Here is an 18,042-nt window from a genome sequence, read left to right as displayed (position 1 = left end):
CCATGGCAAAGCTCGGTAAACGTACCCGCGCCGCCCGCGAAGCCTTCGCCGGCAAGGAAGACATCAGCGTCGAAGACGCCGTCGCCCTGATCAAGGCAAACGCCAGCGCCAAGTTCGACGAATCCGTCGAGATCGCGATGAACCTCGGTGTCGACCCGCGCCACGCCGACCAGATGGTCCGCGGCACGGTCAACCTGCCCAATGGCACCGGTAAATCCGTTCGCGTCGCTGTTTTCGCCCGCGGCGCCAAGGCTGAAGAAGCCCAGGCCGCCGGTGCGGACATCGTCGGCGCAGAGGACCTGATGGAAACCGTCCAGGGCGGCACCATTGAGTTCGAACGCTGCATCGCCACCCCCGACATGATGCCGATCGTCGGTCGTCTGGGTAAGGTGCTTGGCCCCCGGAACCTGATGCCGAACCCGAAGGTCGGCACCGTGACCATGGACGTTGCCGAAGCCGTGAAAGCGGCCAAGGGCGGTCAGGTTCAGTTCCGCGCCGAGAAAGCCGGCGTCGTGCATGCAGGTGTTGGCAAGGTGTCTTTCGATGCCGAAAAGCTGGCTGAAAACATCCGCGCCTTCGTTGATGCGGTGTCCAAGGCCAAGCCGACCGGTGCCAAGGGTGCCTACATGAAGCGCGTGTCGCTTAGCTCGACCATGGGCCCGGGTGTTTCCGTGTCCATCGACAGCGCGACCGGCAACTGATTGCGTGGTGGGCAACACTGCCCACCCTACGAATTTCGCACCGGTTCGCCGGTGTGAATGGCGGGGTCGCCTCGGTGACCTCGTCCTGTCCGAGACGGAGGGTTGGGTGAAGGCCCGATAATTCCTTCCTGAGATGGGAAGCGAGACTAGGAATTTCCGAGGTTTTCCTCGGGCGATCTGATGGCTCGGGACCCTGACTTGGACCCGAAGAGGTTGGGGAAACCCAGCCAAACTTGAGCCGGGGGGAGACCCCCAAATTGGAGTGAAACTGTGGATAGAGCCCAGAAAGAGAAAGTGGTCGAGGAACTCGGCCAGATCTTCGAAAGCTCTGGCGTCGTCGTAGTGTCCCACTACGAGGGCCTCACGGTTGCCGAGATGCAGGACCTGCGCGCGCAAATGCGTGAAGCGGGTGGGTCCGTTCGTGTCGCCAAGAACAGGCTCGCCAAGATCGCCCTTGATGGAAAGTCGTGCGCAGGCATTGCTGACCTGATGACGGGCATGACCGTGCTCTCCTTCTCCGAAGACCCCGTGGCAGCTGCCAAGGTGGCCGAGGAGTACGCCAAGAAGAATGACAAGTTCGTCATTCTTGGTGGCGCAATGGGGGATACGGTTCTGGACCGCGACGGTGTCAAAGCCGTGTCTTCCATGCCGTCCCGCGAGGAGCTTATTGCCTCCATCGTTGGCTGCATCGGGGCACCCGCTTCGAACATCGCCGGGGCCATTGGCGCACCTGCTTCGAACATCGCGAGCATCCTTTCGACCATCGAAGAGAAGGCCGAAGCCGCGTAAGCAACCTGAGACCCGTCGTAGGGGCATAATGCTCTCGACGTTGGAACACATACCTAGATACGGAACCTGAAAAATGGCTGATCTGAAAGCACTTGCTGAAAGCATCGTCAACCTGACCCTGCTGGAAGCCCAAGAACTGAAAACCATCCTCAAGGACGAGTATGGCATCGAGCCCGCCGCTGGCGGCGCTGTGATGATGGCCGGTCCTGCTGGCGGCGGCGACGCTGCTGCTGCAGAAGAGCAGACCGAGTTTGACGTGATCCTGAAGTCCGCTGGCGACAAGAAGATCAACGTCATCAAAGAAGTCCGTGGCATCACCGGCCTGGGCCTCAAAGAAGCAAAAGAGCTGGTCGAAGCTGGCGGCAAAGCCGTCAAGGAGCAAGTCTCCAAAGCCGAAGCCGAAGACATCAAAGCCAAGCTGGAAGCAGCTGGCGCCGAAGTCGAGCTCAAGTAATCCGTGCCCGGGCCTGTCCCGGGATGGTTGGAAATTGGCTGGATCCGGGAAAATCCCGGGTCCAGCCAGCCTCGTCTTAGCGAGGGCCCGTCGTTAACGGACCTTCCCTAAGACGTGGTTCAATGGATCGGGAGCCCGCCGGTGGGACGGCAGGCATGAATTGATCCGAACCCGTCTGGTTTCAGTGCGACGCATGGCCGGTGCCCCAACGGCCCGTGCGAGCGCGAAGAAACGAAAGGTGTCCGAGAGCATGGCTCAGACCTACGCAGGCCAGAAACGCATCCGCAAGTTTTACGGCAAAATCCACGAAGTGCTGGAAATGCCCAACCTGATCGAAGTGCAGAAGTCGTCTTACGACCTGTTCCTGAAATCCGGTGATCAACCCCAGCCCGCCGATGGCGAAGGCATCAAGGGTGTGTTCCAGTCGGTTTTCCCGATCAAGGATTTCAACGAAACCGCGATCCTCGAATTCGTGAAATACGAGCTTGAAAGCCCGAAATACGACGTCGAGGAATGCCAGCAGCGCGACATGACCTACAGCGCGCCGCTGAAGGTGACCCTGCGCCTGATCGTGTTTGATGTGGACGAAGACACCGGCGCCAAGTCGGTCAAGGACATCAAGGAACAGGACGTGTTCATGGGCGACATGCCCCTGATGACGCCCAATGGCACTTTCATCGTCAACGGCACCGAGCGGGTCATCGTTTCCCAAATGCACCGCAGCCCCGGCGTGTTCTTCGATCATGACAAGGGCAAGACCCACAGCAGCGGCAAGCTGCTTTTTGCCTGCCGCATCATTCCCTATCGCGGTTCGTGGCTCGATTTCGAATTTGACGCCAAGGACATCGTGTTCGCTCGGATTGACCGTCGCCGCAAGCTGCCGGTGACGACGCTGCTTTATGCGCTCGGGCTGGACCAGGAAGGCATCATGGATGCCTATTACAACACCGTCACCTTCAAGCTGGAGAAGAACAAGGGTTGGGCAACCCAGTTCTTCCCCGAACGTGTGCGCGGCACCCGTCCCACCCACGATCTCGTGGACGCTGCCACCGGTGAAGTGATTGCCGAAGCCGGCAAGAAAGTGACACCGCGCGCGGTCAAGAAGCTGATCGAAGAGGGTAACGTCACCGAACTGCTGGTGCCTTTCGAACAGATCGTCGGCCGCTACGTTGCCAAGGACATCATCAACGAGGAAACCGGCGCGATCTATGTCGAAGCCGGGGATGAACTGACCTGGGAACTGGACAAGGACGGCGAAGTGACCGGCGGCAGCCTGAAAGAGCTGCTGGACGCCGGTTTTACCGAGATTCCGGTGCTCGACATCGACAACATCAATGTCGGTCCCTACATCCGCAACACCATGGCGGTGGACAAGAACATGGGTCGCGATACCGCGCTCATGGATATCTATCGCGTCATGCGTCCGGGTGAACCGCCGACCGTCGAAGCAGCCTCGACCCTCTTTGATCAGCTGTTCTTCGATTCCGAGCGTTACGACCTGTCCGCCGTTGGCCGGGTCAAAATGAACATGCGTCTGGCACTGGATGCAGAAGACACGCAACGGACCCTTCGCAAGGAAGACATCATTTCCTGCATCAAGGCCCTTGTGGAACTGCGCGACGGTCTGGGTGACATCGACGATATCGACCACCTCGGCAACCGCCGGGTACGTTCGGTCGGTGAACTGATGGAAAACCAGTATCGCGTTGGCCTGCTCCGCATGGAACGCGCGATCAAGGAACGTATGTCTAGCGTCGAGATCGACACTGTGATGCCGCAGGATCTGATCAACGCCAAGCCGGCAGCTGCCGCAGTGCGTGAATTCTTCGGCTCCTCGCAGCTCAGCCAGTTCATGGACCAGACAAACCCGCTGTCGGAAGTGACCCACAAGCGTCGCCTCTCGGCGCTTGGGCCGGGCGGTCTGACCCGCGAGCGCGCAGGCTTTGAGGTGCGCGACGTGCACCCGACCCACTACGGCCGGATGTGCCCGATTGAAACGCCGGAAGGTCCGAACATCGGCCTGATCAACTCACTGGCCACCTATGCCCGCGTGAACAAGTACGGCTTCATCGAAACCCCTTACCGCAAGGTGGTGGACAGCCAGGTGACCGACGAGGTCAACTACATGTCCGCAACCGAGGAAATGCGTCACACCGTGGCGCAGGCCAACGCGACGCTGGATGAAAATGGCAAGTTCATCAACGACCTGGTGAACACCCGTAAATCGGGCGAATACACAATGAGCCCGCGTGAAAACGTGGACCTGATCGACGTGTCGCCCAAGCAGCTGGTGTCGGTCGCGGCCTCGCTCATTCCGTTCCTCGAAAACGACGACGCCAACCGCGCCCTGATGGGCTCGAACATGCAACGTCAGGCAGTGCCGCTTTTGCAGGCCGATGCCCCCTTCGTGGGCACCGGTATTGAAAGCAAGGTTGCCATCGACTCTGGCGCGGCCATCCAGGCCAAACGCGGCGGGATCATCGACCAGGTGGACGCCACCCGGATCGTGGTTCGCGCCACCGAAGATCTGGAACTGGGCGACGCGGGCGTTGATATCTACCGCCTTCGCAAGTTCCAGCGGTCGAACCAGAACACCTGCATCAACCAGCGTCCGCTGGTGAAGGTGGGTGACAGCGTGTCCAAGGACGAAGTGATCGCGGATGGTCCGTCGACCGACATGGGTGAACTGGCGCTCGGCAAGAACGTCGTCGTCGCCTTCATGCCCTGGAACGGCTACAACTACGAAGACTCGATCCTGATCTCGGAACGGATCGCGCGCGATGACGTCTTTACCTCGATCCATATCGAGGAATTTGAAGTCGCCGCCCGTGACACCAAGCTGGGGCCGGAAGAGATCACCCGCGACATCCCCAACGTCGGTGAAGAAGCGCTGCGCAACCTCGACGAGGCTGGCATCGTTTACATCGGCGCAGAGGTTGCGCCGGGCGATATCCTGGTCGGTAAGATCACGCCCAAAGGCGAAAGCCCGATGACGCCCGAAGAAAAGCTTTTGCGCGCCATCTTCGGCGAGAAAGCATCCGACGTGCGCGACACCTCGCTGCGCGTGAAGCCGGGTGATTTCGGCACCGTGGTCGAGGTTCGTGTGTTCAACCGTCACGGCGTTGAGAAAGACGAACGTGCGCTGCAGATCGAGCGTGAGGAAGTGGAACGTCTGGCCCGTGACCGGGACGACGAGCTGGTTATCCTCGAGCGCAACATCTACGCGCGTCTGAAGTCTATGATCATCGGCAAGACCGCCGTGAAAGGCCCGAAAGGCGTCAAGGCGAACTCCGAGATCAATGACGATCTGCTGGACACGCTCAGCCGTGGTCAGTGGTGGCAGCTTGCCCTTGGTGATGAGCAGGACGCGGCCCAGGTCGAGGCCCTGCACGAGCAGTTCGAAGCGCAGAAGCGCGCGCTCGATCACCGCTTCGAGGACAAGGTCGAGAAGGTTCGTCGTGGTGACGACCTGCCGCCGGGCGTCATGAAAATGGTCAAGGTCTTCATCGCCGTGAAGCGCAAGCTGCAGCCGGGCGATAAGATGGCCGGTCGCCACGGGAACAAAGGGGTTATCTCCAAGGTTGTTCCCATGGAGGACATGCCGTTCCTTGGGGACGGTACGCCGGTTGACTTCGTTCTGAACCCGCTCGGCGTTCCGTCGCGGATGAACGTTGGTCAGATCCTCGAAACCCACATGGGTTGGGCCGCGCGCGGTCTGGGCCTTAAGGTGGACGAGGCGCTGCAGGACTATCGCCGCACCGGCGACATGACCCCGGTCCGTGACGCCATGAAGATCGCTTATGGCGACGTCTATGACGAGATCATGGCCGACGCGGGCGAGGACGAGCTGGTCGAAATGGCCGGTAACGTCACGCGTGGTGTTCCGATCGCGACCCCGGTTTTCGATGGTGCCAAAGAGGCTGACGTGAACGATGCGCTGACGCGGGCCGGGTTCGACACCTCGGGCCAGTCCGACCTGTTCGACGGGCGCACCGGCGAGAAGTTCTCGCGCCAGGTGACCGTGGGCGTGAAGTACCTGCTGAAGCTGCACCACCTGGTGGACGACAAGATCCACGCGCGGTCTACCGGGCCCTACAGCCTTGTCACGCAGCAGCCTCTGGGTGGTAAAGCCCAGTTCGGCGGTCAGCGTTTCGGGGAGATGGAGGTCTGGGCTCTGGAAGCATACGGCGCTGCCTACACCCTGCAGGAAATGCTGACGGTGAAGTCGGATGACGTTGCGGGCCGGACCAAGGTCTACGAGTCGATCGTCAAGGGTGAGGACAATTTCGAAGCCGGCGTGCCGGAGTCGTTCAACGTTCTCGTCAAGGAAGTGCGTGGCCTCGGCCTCAACATGGAACTCCTGGATGCAGAGGGGGAAGAGTGACGGAAAAAGCGCCTTCGAAGGCGCTTGGAAAGGCGCTTCGAAGCGCCTTCCGCCCCTCTCAACCGATGCACAGCCTGAGAAAGGTTAAGAAATGAACCAGGAACTGACCAACAACCCGTTCAACCCGCTGGCCGCGCCGAAGGTCTTTGATGAAATCAAGGTCTCGCTCGCCAGCCCGGAACGGATCCTCTCGTGGTCCTATGGCGAGATCAAAAAGCCTGAGACCATCAATTACCGGACCTTCAAACCCGAGCGTGACGGCCTCTTCTGTGCCCGTATCTTCGGGCCGGTGAAGGACTACGAATGCTTGTGCGGCAAGTATAAGCGGATGAAGTATCGCGGCGTTGTCTGCGAGAAATGCGGTGTGGAAGTCACGCTGCAGAAGGTCCGCCGTGAACGCATGGGCCATATCGAACTGGCCGCGCCCGTCGCGCATATCTGGTTCCTCAAGTCGCTGCCTAGCCGCATCGGCCTGATGCTGGACATGACCCTGCGTGATCTGGAACGCATTCTCTACTTCGAAAACTACGTGGTGATCGAGCCAGGTCTGACCGACCTGACCTATGGCCAGCTGATGACCGAAGAAGAGTTCATGGATGCGCAGGACGCCTATGGCATGGACGCGTTCCAGGCCAATATCGGTGCCGAAGCCATCCGTGAGATGCTGCAGAACATCGACCTCGAACAGGAAGCCGCGCAGCTGCGCGAAGACCTGAAAGAGGCGACCGGTGAACTGAAGCCCAAAAAGATCATCAAGCGCCTGAAGATCGTCGAGAACTTCCTTGAATCCGGCAACCGGCCGGAATGGATGATCCTGACCGTGATCCCGGTCATTCCGCCGGAACTGCGCCCGCTGGTGCCGCTGGATGGTGGCCGTTTCGCGACGTCTGACCTGAACGACCTCTACCGCCGTGTCATCAACCGGAACAACCGTCTCAAGCGTCTGATCGAACTGCGCGCGCCCGACATCATCATCCGTAACGAAAAGCGGATGTTGCAGGAATCGGTCGATGCTCTGTTTGACAACGGCCGTCGCGGCCGCGTCATCACTGGCGCCAACAAGCGCCCGCTGAAGTCGCTGTCCGACATGCTGAAAGGCAAGCAGGGTCGCTTCCGTCAGAACCTTCTGGGTAAGCGCGTCGACTTCTCTGGCCGGTCTGTGATCGTGACCGGGCCGGAACTCAAGCTGCACCAGTGTGGTCTGCCCAAGAAGATGGCGCTCGAACTGTTCAAGCCCTTCATCTACTCGCGGCTCGAGGCCAAGGGCCTGTCCAGCACCGTGAAGCAGGCGAAGAAGCTGGTCGAGAAAGAGCGCCCCGAGGTGTGGGATATCCTCGACGAGGTGATCCGCGAACACCCCGTGCTGCTGAACCGTGCACCGACGTTGCACCGTCTTGGCATCCAGGCGTTCGAGCCCGTGCTGATCGAAGGCAAGGCCATCCAGCTCCACCCGCTGGTCTGTTCCGCCTTCAACGCCGACTTTGACGGCGACCAGATGGCCGTGCACGTCCCGCTGAGCCTTGAAGCACAGCTGGAAGCGCGCGTCCTGATGATGTCGACGAACAACGTTCTGTCGCCCGCCAACGGCGCACCGATCATCGTTCCGTCGCAGGATATGGTTCTTGGCCTGTATTACCTGACGCTTCAGCGTGAAGGGATGCAGGGCGAAGGCATGATCTTCTCGGATATCGACGAAGTTCAGCACGCGCTGGATTCCGGCGAGGTGCATCTGCACGCCAAGATCACTGCGCGGATCAAGCAGATCGACGAAGAAGGTAACGAGGTTCTCAAGCGCTATGAGACCACACCGGGTCGTCTGAAGCTTGGGTCGTTGCTGCCGCTGAACGCGAAAGCCCCGTTCGATCTTGTGAACCGCCTGCTCAAGAAAGGCGAAGTTCAGCAGGTCATCGACACCGTCTACCGCTATTGCGGCCAGAAGGAGTCGGTCATCTTCTGTGACCAGATCATGGGCATGGGCTTCCGTGAGGCGTTCAAGGCGGGCATCTCGTTCGGCAAGGACGATATGGTTATCCCCGACACCAAGTGGGAAATCGTCGACGACGTGCGCGAGCAGGTCAAAGGCTTTGAACAGCAGTACATGGACGGTCTGATCACCCAGGGCGAAAAGTACAACAAGGTCATCGACGCCTGGTCGAAGTGCAACGATCAGGTCACTGCAGCCATGATGGATACCATCTCGGCCATTCGCTACGACGAGAACGGCGCAGAAATGGAACCGAACTCGGTTTACATGATGGCTCACTCCAAAGCGCGTGGCTCGGTCACTCAGATGAAACAGCTCGGCGGTATGCGCGGCCTGATGGCCAAGCCGTCGGGGGAGATCATCGAGACGCCGATCATCTCGAACTTTAAAGAAGGCCTGACCGTGTTGGAGTACTTCAACTCCACCCACGGTGCCCGTAAGGGTCTGTCGGATACTGCCTTGAAGACGGCAAACTCGGGTTATCTGACCCGCCGTCTGGTGGACGTGGCCCAGGACTGCATCGTTCGTATGGTCGACTGCGGCACCTCCAACACGATCACCGCCGAAGCGGCCACCCGTGACGGTGAGGTCGTGTCGTCGCTGGCGGAACGCATCCTTGGCCGGACCTCTGGCGAAGATGTGTTCGTTCCCGGCACCGACGAAGTGATCGTGTCTGAAGGCGAATTGATCGACGAACGCAAGGCGGATGCCATCGACAAGGCTGGCGTTGCGTCCATGCGCATCCGGTCGCCGCTGACCTGTGAGGCTGAAGAGGGCGTTTGCGCCACCTGCTACGGTCGTGACCTTGCCCGCGGTACGCGGGTGAACACGGGCGAAGCCGTGGGCATTATCGCTGCTCAGTCGATCGGTGAACCCGGCACACAGCTGACGATGCGGACCTTCCACATCGGCGGCGTTGCGCAGGGTGGTCAGCAATCCTTCCAGGAAGCTGGTCAGGCTGGCACCATCGAATTCCGAAATGCCAACCTGCTGACCAACTCGGCGGGCGAACAGATCGTGATGGGCCGCAACATGCAGCTGGTCATCGTCGACGATCAGGGTGTAGAGCGGGCCAGCTACAAGCCCGGCTACGGTGCCAAGATCCACGTCCAAGAAGGTGCAGCCGTGGAACGTGGGCAGCGTATGTTCGAGTGGGATCCCTACACCCTTCCGATCATCGCTGAGAAGGCCGGTACGGTGAAGTATGTCGACCTCGTCAGCGGCATTGCCGTGCGCGAGGATACCGACGATGCCACCGGCATGACCCAGAAGATCGTGATGGACTGGCGGACGGCGCCCAAGGGCAACGAGCTGAAGCCGGAAATCCTGATCGCGGATGCAGATGGCGAACCCGTCCGCAACGATGCGGGCAACCCGGTGACCTACCCGATGTCCGTGGACGCAATTCTGTCGGTCGAAGACGGCCAGCAGGTTGCAGCCGGTGAGGTTGTGGCACGTATCCCGCGTGAAGGCGCGAAGACGAAGGACATCACCGGTGGTCTGCCGCGTGTTGCCGAACTCTTCGAAGCACGTCGTCCGAAGGATCACGCCATCATCGCGGAAAAAGACGGTTACGTGAAATTCGGTCGCGACTTCAAGAATAAGCGCCGGATCTCGATCGTGCCCGCCGACGATACCCAGGAACCCGTGGAATACATGGTGCCCAAGGGCAAGCACATCCCCGTTGCCGAGGGCGATTTCGTCCAAAAGGGCGACTACATCATGGATGGCAACCCGGCACCGCATGACATTCTGCGGATCATGGGGATCGAGGCACTGGCCGATTACCTTATCGACGAGGTGCAGGACGTCTATCGCCTGCAGGGTGTGAAGATCAACGACAAGCACATCGAGGTGATCGTTCGCCAGATGCTGCAGAAGTGGGAGATCCTCGACTCTGGCGAGACCACGCTGCTGAAAGGCGAAAACGTCGACAAGGCGGAGTTCGACGAAGCCAACGAGAAGGCGATCGCCAAGGGCGGTCGTCCGGCTCAGGGCGAGCCGATTCTTCTGGGGATCACCAAGGCATCTCTCCAGACCCGGTCCTTCATCTCGGCGGCGTCCTTCCAGGAAACCACCCGCGTGCTGACCGAAGCCTCGGTTCAGGGCAAGCGTGACAAGCTGGTCGGCCTGAAGGAAAACGTCATCGTTGGCCGTCTGATCCCGGCCGGTACCGGTGGTGCCACGCAGCAGGTCCGCAAGATCGCGCAGGAGCGTGACAACGTGGTGATCGAAGAGGCCCGCGCAGAGGCAGAAGCCGCCGCCGCGCTGGCAGCACCCGTCGAAGCCCCGACCGAAGCGGATATCTTCGCAGCCCCTGCGCCCGAAGACGAATAAGGCCTAGCCGCCTGACAAGATGAATGCCCCCGCCGGTTCGCTCCGGCGGGGGTTTTCTTTGGGTTGGTCCTTCTGGCAGAAGTCCATAGGGTGACGCCCGGACCTGATTGCCCGAGGACGCCACAATGGCCGAGCTGAAGATAGACAACCGCACCGCGCGGCGGCTTTGGCTGCATTCACAGGGTCTTGGCGCGACCCCTTCCGGCCCGCTGGATCTGCCTGCGATGATCCACGCTTTGGGTTTCGTTCAGCTCGATACGATTCAGGTCGTGTCCCGCGCCCACCATCATATTCTTTGGAGCCGCAATCAGAACTACCGCGAACCGATGCTGGACCGGCTGTTGGCTAAGGATCGCGCGGTGTTTGAACATTTCACCCACGACGCCAGTGTGTTGCCCATGGAATTCCTGCCGATGTGGCGGCGGCAATTCGACCGGATGCGCGCCTATTATGACCGGGCGGGCTGGGTCAAGGGCCTGCCGGACGCTGCCGAACGGCAGAAGATCAAGGATCGGATCGCCCGCGAAGGGGCATTATCAACCCACGCGTTTGATACAAAGATCGAAGGCGAGCGGCAGATGTGGCACCGCCCGCCGCACAAGCTGGCGCTGGACTACATGTGGTATGCGGGCGAGTTGGCGACATGTCACCGGGTCAACTTCACCAAGTTCTATGATCTCGCGGAACGGGTCTTTCCGGAACAGTTGCGTGAAGTTGAACTGAGCGAAGCAGATCAAATCGACTGGTTATGCAATGCCGCGCTCGATCGGATGGGGTTCGGTGCCTTGGGCGATGTGCAGCGTTTCTGGGATGCCGTCACACGGGACGAGGTGCGCAGATGGTCGGAGGCGGCAAATCTGGTCCCGGTTACGATCCAGGGGGCGGATGGCAGTTGGACCAGCGCCGTCGCCGCGCCGAATATCGAGGACCGGCTCGCGGGGCTGAGCCCTGTCACCAGCCGCCTGCGTATCCTGAACCCGTTTGACCCGGTGATCCGCGACCGCAACCGCCTGTCCCGGCTCTTTGGGTTTGATTACCGGGTGGAAATGTTTGTGCCCGCAGCGAAACGGATCTGGGGCTACTACGTGTTCCCGATCCTTGAAGGCGACAGGTTCGTGGGCCGGATCGAGGTCAAGGCCGACCGCAAAGCCTCTTGCCTTGATGTGCTGAACCTTTGGGTTGAACCGGGTGTGAAGTGGACAGCTGCGCGGGCCAGCAAGCTGGATGCGGAACTGGACCGGATGGCGCGCTTTGTCGGGGTCGAAAGCGTGCATCGCAAGGAAAAGTGATAGGGGATTCCCTCGCACCACGCTTTGGCCTAGCATTCACGCCATCGGTTTTTGTGTGACAAGGCGAGGTCATGGCCACGAGTTTCGACAATCAGATCGTGGGTGTGTGCCGCTTTTCCTATCTCGGGGCTGGCGGGTTCGAGGCGTCGAAGCTGGATGATGAAGCCGCGCTCATGGATCTGCTGTATGATCCCGCACGCATGGCGCGTCGGTTTGCCTTTTTCGAGAAGCTATGCCTGCCATCCCTCGCCGCTCAGACCGATCAGGGGTTTACGTTGGTCGTGTTGATTGGCACGTCGATGCCGATGCGGTTCCGCAAGCGTTTGAAGGGCTCGGCCGATCTATATCCGTTTCTGAGGATTTGCGCCATCGAACCAAACGGCCCCCTGAACGCCACCAGACGCGCTTTTCGCCGGGGCACCGAACCAGGGGCAGACTATGTTACCGGCTTCCGCATAGATGACGATGACGCAGTTGCCGTCGACTATATCGAAAAGACCCGTGCCGTTGCCGATCAGCTGATCCGGCTTGGTTGGGCCGACGAAGAACACCCGGCGGTCGTTGCCTTTCACCGGGGCATCTATTGGGATCTGAACGACAAGGAACAGCCATTTTATGATTTCCGTGAAATTGGCCCGCTTGGGTTGGCCAGTGCCATGATCACCAAGCCGGATGCGCGGACGAACATGTTCCGCTGGAACCACAGGCGCGTGGCGGCCTATGCGCGGATGTGGTCGGATCCGGCCGACCTGATGTTCGTGAGAACACTGCATCAGCACAATGACTCTGGCCGATCGATCCCGCCGGGGGCGGAGCCAATGACCAAGTGGCAGGCCAAGAAGATCCTGTCAGACCGTTTCGGGCTTGACCCTGAGGAGGTGCTGCCGCTCATGTGGCGCAAGTTTGCCTCTGACAGGGATGATGCCGGGGAATGATCCTCACTCCCAATCTAAAGGGCGCGCTTCTGATGATGGGAAGCATGGCCGCCTTCACCTTCAACGACGCCTGCATAAAGCTGGTGGCTGAAGATTTGCCGCTGTTCCAGATCGTGTTTCTGCGCGGCATCCTTACGACGGTGTTTATCGGGGTTCTGGCCTATGCGCTCGGACTTCGCAGCCTTGCCATCCCGCGAGAAGACTGGGGCAGGGTGGCAGGCCGCACAGGGGCAGAGATCGCCTCGATGGTCGCCTTCCTTGTGGCGTTGACGCATATGCCGCTGGCCAATGTCAGCGCGATTCTGGCGGCACTTCCTCTGACGATCACACTGGCCGGAGCGCTCTTTCTTGGCGAGCCTGTGGGATGGAAGCGGCTGGCGGCAATCACTGTGGGCTTTTCCGGTGTGCTGATGATCGTCAAACCTGGGGCGGAGGGGTTCAACGTCTATTCCCTTGTGGCGGTTTTGGCGGTCCTGCTGGTTACTGCGCGCGATCTGTTCACCCGGCGGTTTTCGGATGGGGTGCCATCGCTGGCCGTGGCTGTCATCACGGCGGGATCGGTGGGCACCTTTGGCGGGCTATTGATGATTTGGCAGGGATGGGAACCGGTCACTGTCCGAGAGGCGGGATTGGTGGCGGCGGCTGCCTTTTTCATCATCGGCGGTTATCTGTTTTCGATCATGGTGATGCGGGTGGGCGAAATCGGCTTTGTCGCGCCCTTCCGTTACACGGCGCTGATCTGGGCGTTGCTGCTTGGCTGGTTCGTCTTTGGCGATTGGCCCCGCCCACTAACCTTGCTGGGTGCGGCTATCGTGGTTTCGACTGGCATTTTCACGCTCTACCGGGAACGCAAGTTGCGAGAGGCCGAGGATGGCTGACACCGGGGTGCAGGTCTTGGGGCTGTGCCGCTTTTCCTATCCGGCGGCATTGGAGGGCTTTCAGACCCGGCACGAAACCATGGAAGACCGTCGCTCAGCGCTCTATGCCCCGGAACGCATGGAAACGCGGCTGTTCTGGTTCGAACATGTTTTGCTGCCGGGCATCCGGGCGCAGACCGGGCAGGACTTCACCCTGCTTTTGCTGATGGGCGATGATCTGCCGGACCCGTGGCACAGCCGCCTTTTGGCACTGATAGACCCGGTGCCGCAGATACGGCCTGTCTACCGCCAGACCGGGCCACACCGGCAGGTCTACCGAGAACTCCTGCAAGCCGCGCGAGATCCCAAGGCGCGTGCGGTGGCAGAGTTCCGGCTGGATGACGACGACGCGGTTGCGCTGAACTATGTCACCAATATTCGCCGCAGCTTTGGTCAGCTGAGGGATGTCTGGCGGCCAAGGGGGCGATTGGCGCTGGATCAGGGAAAGGGCGTGGTCGTCGAGGCAACCGGCCCCGATGTCACCCTTGCGCCGGTTCTGGCCCATTGTTGGTCCCCTGCGCTGACAGTCTATCTGCGCCCTGACGATGAGGCCTGTGTCATGGACTTTCCGCATCAGCGGGTCTGGCAGCGGATGCCGCTTGTATCGTTCACTGATCAGGTCATGTTTTTGCGCGGGGCACATGCCACCAATGACAGCAAGATTTCTCTAACCGGAACCCACCCGGCAGAGATTGATCCAGAAGAACTGCCAGACCTTGTCAAACGGCGGTTCGATGTGGATATTGAGGCATTCCGACACGGTTGGGCCACGTTGCAACGCGGTTTCCGACCATAGCGTTGTGCGGCCCCGGCCCGCTGTTGACAGCCCATCCGATTCCCCCTATACCGCGCGCCACTTGGCCCCGATGCGTTCAGCATGTGACGGGTCAGGTATACAGATTTGAGTGGTCATGATCCGGGCCGTTTGTTGTGCCCCGATCCTCTGAGAATTCCACCGCTGTGTCCTCCAGGTAGGGAAGGGGCACATGCGGCCATAGACGTTTTTGCGCAAGCAACTGCGTCTGATGACATGAACGAGCGAAACGGGGAGACCCCATGCCGACGATCCAACAGCTGATCCGCAAACCGCGGCAGCCCAAAGTGAAGCGCTCCAAGTCCCAGCACTTGGAATCTTGCCCTCAGAAGCGTGGTGTCTGCACCCGCGTCTACACCACCACCCCGAAGAAGCCGAACTCGGCTATGCGGAAAGTGGCCAAGGTCCGCCTGACCAATGGCTACGAGGTGATCAGCTACATCCCCGGTGAGAGCCACAACCTTCAGGAGCACTCTGTCGTCCTGATCCGTGGCGGCCGTGTAAAAGACCTTCCCGGCGTCCGTTACCACATCCTCCGCGGCGTGCTCGACACCCAGGGTGTCAAAGACCGCCGTCAGCGTCGTTCGAAATACGGCGCCAAGCGCCCCAAGTAAGAGGATCAACAGATGTCTCGTCGCCACGCTGCTGAGAAGCGCCAAGTTCTGCCCGACGCCAAATTCGGCGATACGGTGCTGACCAAGTTCATGAACAACCTGATGATCGACGGCAAGAAGTCGGTCGCAGAACGCATCGTCTACAATGCCTTTGACCGGGTCGAGAGCAAGCTCAAGCGCGCCCCCGTCGAAGTCTTCCACGAAGCTCTCGACAACATCAAACCGGCTGTCGAGGTTCGTTCCCGCCGCGTCGGTGGTGCCACCTACCAGGTTCCCGTCGAAGTGCGTCCCGAACGTCGCGAAGCGCTCGCCATTCGCTGGCTGATCGCTGCATCGCGCAAGCGGAACGAAAACACCATGGAAGAGCGCCTGGCAGGTGAGCTTGTCGATGCCGTGAATGGACGCGGTACCGCCGTTAAAAAGCGGGAAGACACCCACAAGATGGCAGACGCCAACAAGGCGTTCTCGCACTACCGCTGGTAAGCAATCACGTCGGGGGAATGATCCCCCGGCGGTTTTCTCTTTTTCGCCAAAGGACCGAAACCAATGGCTCGCGACTATCCGCTCGACCGTTACCGGAACTTCGGGATCATGGCCCACATTGATGCGGGCAAGACCACCTGTTCCGAGCGTATCCTCTACTACACCGGCAAATCCCACAACATCGGCGAAGTGCATGACGGCGCTGCCACGATGGACTGGATGGAGCAGGAGCAGGAACGCGGCATCACCATCACCTCGGCTGCGACCACCACCTTCTGGGAACGCACCGAAGATGGCGCCACCCCCGATACGCCCAAGCACCGGATGAACATCATCGACACCCCCGGCCACGTTGACTTCACCATTGAAGTTGAACGCTCGCTGGCGGTTCTCGACGGTGCCGTTGCCGTTCTCGACGCCAACGCAGGTGTCGAACCCCAGACCGAAACCGTTTGGCGTCAGGCCGACCGCTACAAGGTTCCGCGCATCGTGTTCGTCAACAAGATGGACAAGATCGGCGCAGACTTCTTCAACTGCGTTCGCATGATCGAAGACCGCACCGGCGCGACCCCGGCCCCGATCCAGATTCCGATCGGCGCTGAGAACGAGCTGGAAGGTATCGTTGACCTCGTGACCATGAAAGAATGGGTCTGGGCCGGCGAAGATCTGGGCGCGTCCTGGGAACAGCGCGAAATCCGCGACTCGCTCAAGGACACCGCAGAAGAGTGGCGCAACAAGCTGATCGAGACCGCCGTCGAAATGGACGACGACGCGATGGAAGCTTACCTGGAAGGCGAAGAACCTGACGTTCCGACCCTGCGCAAGCTGATCCGCAAGGGTACGCTGAAAATCGCGTTCATCCCGGTTCTCTGCGGCTCTGCCTTCAAGAACAAGGGTGTCCAGCCGCTGCTGAACGCTGTGATCGACTATCTTCCCAGCCCGCTGGACGTTGTCGATTACATGGGCTTCAAACCCGGCGACGAAACCGAAACCCGGAACATCGCCCGCCGCGCCGATGACGACATGGCCTTCTCGGCCCTGGCGTTCAAAATCATGAACGACCCGTTCGTCGGCTCGCTGACCTTCACGCGTATCTACTCTGGTATGCTCAACAAGGGTGATACCCTGCTGAACTCCACCAAGGGCAAGAAAGAGCGTGTTGGCCGGATGATGATGATGCACTCGAACAACCGTGAGGAAATCACGGAAGCGTTCGCAGGCGACATCATCGCGCTGGCAGGTCTGAAGGACACCACGACCGGTGACACGCTCTGCGCAGTCAACGATCCGGTGGTTCTGGAAACCATGACCTTCCCCGATCCGGTGATCGAGATCGCGGTTGAGCCCAAGACCAAGGCCGACCAAGAGAAGATGTCCCAGGGTCTGGCCCGTCTGGCCGCCGAAGACCCGTCCTTCCGTGTTGAGACCGACCTCGAGTCCGGTCAAACCATCATGAAGGGCATGGGCGAACTTCACCTCGACATCCTCGTCGACCGCCTGAAGCGGGAATTCAAGGTGGAAGCCAACATCGGTGCGCCGCAGGTGGCTTATCGCGAAACCATCGGTCACGAAGTCGAACATACCTACACCCACAAGAAGCAGTCGGGTGGTTCGGGTCAGTTCGCCGAAGTGAAGCTGATCATCTCGCCGACCGAGCCGGGCGAAGGCTATTCCTTCGAATCCCGCATCGTTGGTGGTGCTGTTCCGAAGGAATACATCCCCGGCGTTGAAAAGGGCATCAAGTCCGTCATGGATAGCGGCCCGCTGGCTGGCTTCCCCGTGATCGACTTCAAGGTTGCCCTGATCGACGGTAAGTTCCACGACGTGGACTCCAGCGTTCTGGCCTTTGAAATTGCTGCACGTATGTGCATGCGCGAAGGCATGAAGAAGGCTGGCGCCAAGCTGCTCGAACCGATCATGAAGGTCGAGGTCGTGACCCCCGAGGACTATACCGGCGGTATCATCGGCGACCTTACGTCCCGCCGTGGCCAGGTTCAGGGTCAAGACACCCGTGGCAACGCCATTGCGATCGACGCTTTCGTGCCGCTGGCCAACATGTTCGGCTACATCAACACGCTGCGCTCGATGTCCTCGGGCCGTGCGAACTTTACGATGCAGTTCGATCACTACGAGCCGGTTCCGCAGAACATCTCGGAAGAGATTCAGTCCAAATACGCATAACGGGATGGCGGGGGTGAACCCCGCCCTACCCACCCCCCGTAGGGCGGGGCTTCCCCGCCACCCGACCAGCTAAGGAGGCCATCATGGCAAAGGAAAAGTTTGAGCGCGGCAAGCCGCATTGTAACATCGGCACGATCGGTCACGTTGACCACGGCAAGAC

12 protein-coding genes and 1 pseudogene are annotated in these 18,042 nt (G+C 60.1%); all 13 read left to right on the top strand.

Translation table 11 applies throughout. From position 1 onward, the window contains the following. Positions 1-2 precede the first annotated feature (2 nt). Positions 3-701 (top strand): 50S ribosomal protein L1, encoded by a 699-nt coding sequence (gene rplA, locus ACROHD_RS15535; protein WP_432679143.1) that lies wholly within the window; start codon positions 3-5, stop codon positions 699-701. A 270-nt stretch (positions 702-971) separates the two neighbouring features. Continuing rightward, positions 972-1,490, top strand: coding sequence for a 50S ribosomal protein L10 (gene rplJ / locus ACROHD_RS15530; RefSeq protein ID WP_432679141.1), 519 nt, complete (start codon positions 972-974; stop codon positions 1,488-1,490). A gap of 73 nt (positions 1,491-1,563) precedes the next feature. Beyond that, positions 1,564-1,944, top strand: a complete 381-nt coding sequence (rplL, locus tag ACROHD_RS15525) for a 50S ribosomal protein L7/L12 (RefSeq protein ID WP_432679139.1) — start codon at positions 1,564-1,566, stop codon at positions 1,942-1,944. Between the two features lie 250 nt (positions 1,945-2,194). Then, the gene (rpoB, locus tag ACROHD_RS15520; RefSeq protein ID WP_432679137.1) at positions 2,195-6,328 is read left to right on the top strand and encodes a DNA-directed RNA polymerase subunit beta; all 4,134 of its coding nucleotides are present in this window, start codon (positions 2,195-2,197) and stop codon (positions 6,326-6,328) included. Positions 6,329-6,419: 91 nt separating this feature from the next. Further along, a complete protein-coding gene (gene rpoC, locus ACROHD_RS15515) occupies positions 6,420-10,649 on the top strand; it encodes a DNA-directed RNA polymerase subunit beta' (RefSeq protein ID WP_432679135.1) in 4,230 nt (1,409 codons plus the stop codon). 125 nt (positions 10,650-10,774) lie between these two features. Next, on the top strand, positions 10,775-11,938 hold the full coding sequence (locus ACROHD_RS15510) for a winged helix-turn-helix domain-containing protein (RefSeq protein ID WP_432679133.1): 1,164 nt from the start codon (positions 10,775-10,777) through the stop codon (positions 11,936-11,938). A gap of 71 nt (positions 11,939-12,009) precedes the next feature. After that, positions 12,010-12,873: a glycosyltransferase gene (locus ACROHD_RS15505; protein ID WP_432679131.1), complete on the top strand. Its 864-nt coding sequence runs from the start codon at positions 12,010-12,012 to the stop codon at positions 12,871-12,873. Then, entirely contained in the window at positions 12,870-13,751 is an 882-nt protein-coding gene (locus tag ACROHD_RS15500; RefSeq protein ID WP_432679129.1) for a DMT family transporter, read from the top strand. Before ACROHD_RS15505 ends, ACROHD_RS15500 begins: the two co-directional genes overlap by 4 nt. Further along, positions 13,744-14,586 carry a glycosyltransferase gene (locus ACROHD_RS15495; protein WP_432679127.1) on the top strand — a complete coding sequence of 281 codons (843 nt, stop codon included), beginning with the start codon at positions 13,744-13,746 and terminating at the stop codon, positions 14,584-14,586. The genes ACROHD_RS15500 and ACROHD_RS15495 overlap by 8 nt, the downstream gene beginning before the upstream one ends. 260 nt (positions 14,587-14,846) lie before the next feature. Further along, the gene (gene rpsL, locus ACROHD_RS15490) at positions 14,847-15,218 is read left to right on the top strand and encodes a 30S ribosomal protein S12 (RefSeq protein WP_071673925.1); all 372 of its coding nucleotides are present in this window, start codon (positions 14,847-14,849) and stop codon (positions 15,216-15,218) included. Positions 15,219-15,230: 12 nt separating this feature from the next. Then, positions 15,231-15,701, top strand: coding sequence for a 30S ribosomal protein S7 (gene rpsG / locus ACROHD_RS15485; protein ID WP_071691208.1), 471 nt, complete (start codon positions 15,231-15,233; stop codon positions 15,699-15,701). 63 nt (positions 15,702-15,764) lie between these two features. Next, positions 15,765-17,882 (top strand): elongation factor G, encoded by a 2,118-nt coding sequence (gene fusA, locus ACROHD_RS15480; protein WP_432679124.1) that lies wholly within the window; start codon positions 15,765-15,767, stop codon positions 17,880-17,882. Between the two features lie 83 nt (positions 17,883-17,965). Beyond that, positions 17,966-18,042 (top strand): annotated as a pseudogene (locus tag ACROHD_RS15475) (GTP-binding protein); the annotation flags it as partial.

This window comes from Nioella aestuarii (assembly GCF_050896395.1).
GTDB classification, from domain to species: Bacteria; Pseudomonadota; Alphaproteobacteria; order Rhodobacterales; family Rhodobacteraceae; genus Nioella; species Nioella aestuarii.
The sequence above is the reverse complement of the archived record's forward strand: the minus strand, read 5'-3'. Positions and strand labels throughout refer to the sequence as shown.

What these genes read in the sequence shown, in the direction of transcription:
- ACROHD_RS15505 (WP_432679131.1), top strand. Translation starts at nt 12,010, where the DNA reads ATGGCCACGAGTTTCGACAATCAGATCGTGGGTGTGTGCCGCTTTTCC.
- rpoB (WP_432679137.1), top strand. Translation starts at nt 2,195, where the DNA reads ATGGCTCAGACCTACGCAGGCCAGAAACGCATCCGCAAGTTTTACGGC.
- rplA (WP_432679143.1), top strand. Translation starts at nt 3, where the DNA reads ATGGCAAAGCTCGGTAAACGTACCCGCGCCGCCCGCGAAGCCTTCGCC.
- rpsG (WP_071691208.1), top strand. Translation starts at nt 15,231, where the DNA reads ATGTCTCGTCGCCACGCTGCTGAGAAGCGCCAAGTTCTGCCCGACGCC.
- fusA (WP_432679124.1), top strand. Translation starts at nt 15,765, where the DNA reads ATGGCTCGCGACTATCCGCTCGACCGTTACCGGAACTTCGGGATCATG.
- ACROHD_RS15495 (WP_432679127.1), top strand. Translation starts at nt 13,744, where the DNA reads ATGGCTGACACCGGGGTGCAGGTCTTGGGGCTGTGCCGCTTTTCCTAT.
- rpsL (WP_071673925.1), top strand. Translation starts at nt 14,847, where the DNA reads ATGCCGACGATCCAACAGCTGATCCGCAAACCGCGGCAGCCCAAAGTG.
- rplL (WP_432679139.1), top strand. Translation starts at nt 1,564, where the DNA reads ATGGCTGATCTGAAAGCACTTGCTGAAAGCATCGTCAACCTGACCCTG.
- rpoC (WP_432679135.1), top strand. Translation starts at nt 6,420, where the DNA reads ATGAACCAGGAACTGACCAACAACCCGTTCAACCCGCTGGCCGCGCCG.
- ACROHD_RS15500 (WP_432679129.1), top strand. Translation starts at nt 12,870, where the DNA reads ATGATCCTCACTCCCAATCTAAAGGGCGCGCTTCTGATGATGGGAAGC.
- ACROHD_RS15510 (WP_432679133.1), top strand. Translation starts at nt 10,775, where the DNA reads ATGGCCGAGCTGAAGATAGACAACCGCACCGCGCGGCGGCTTTGGCTG.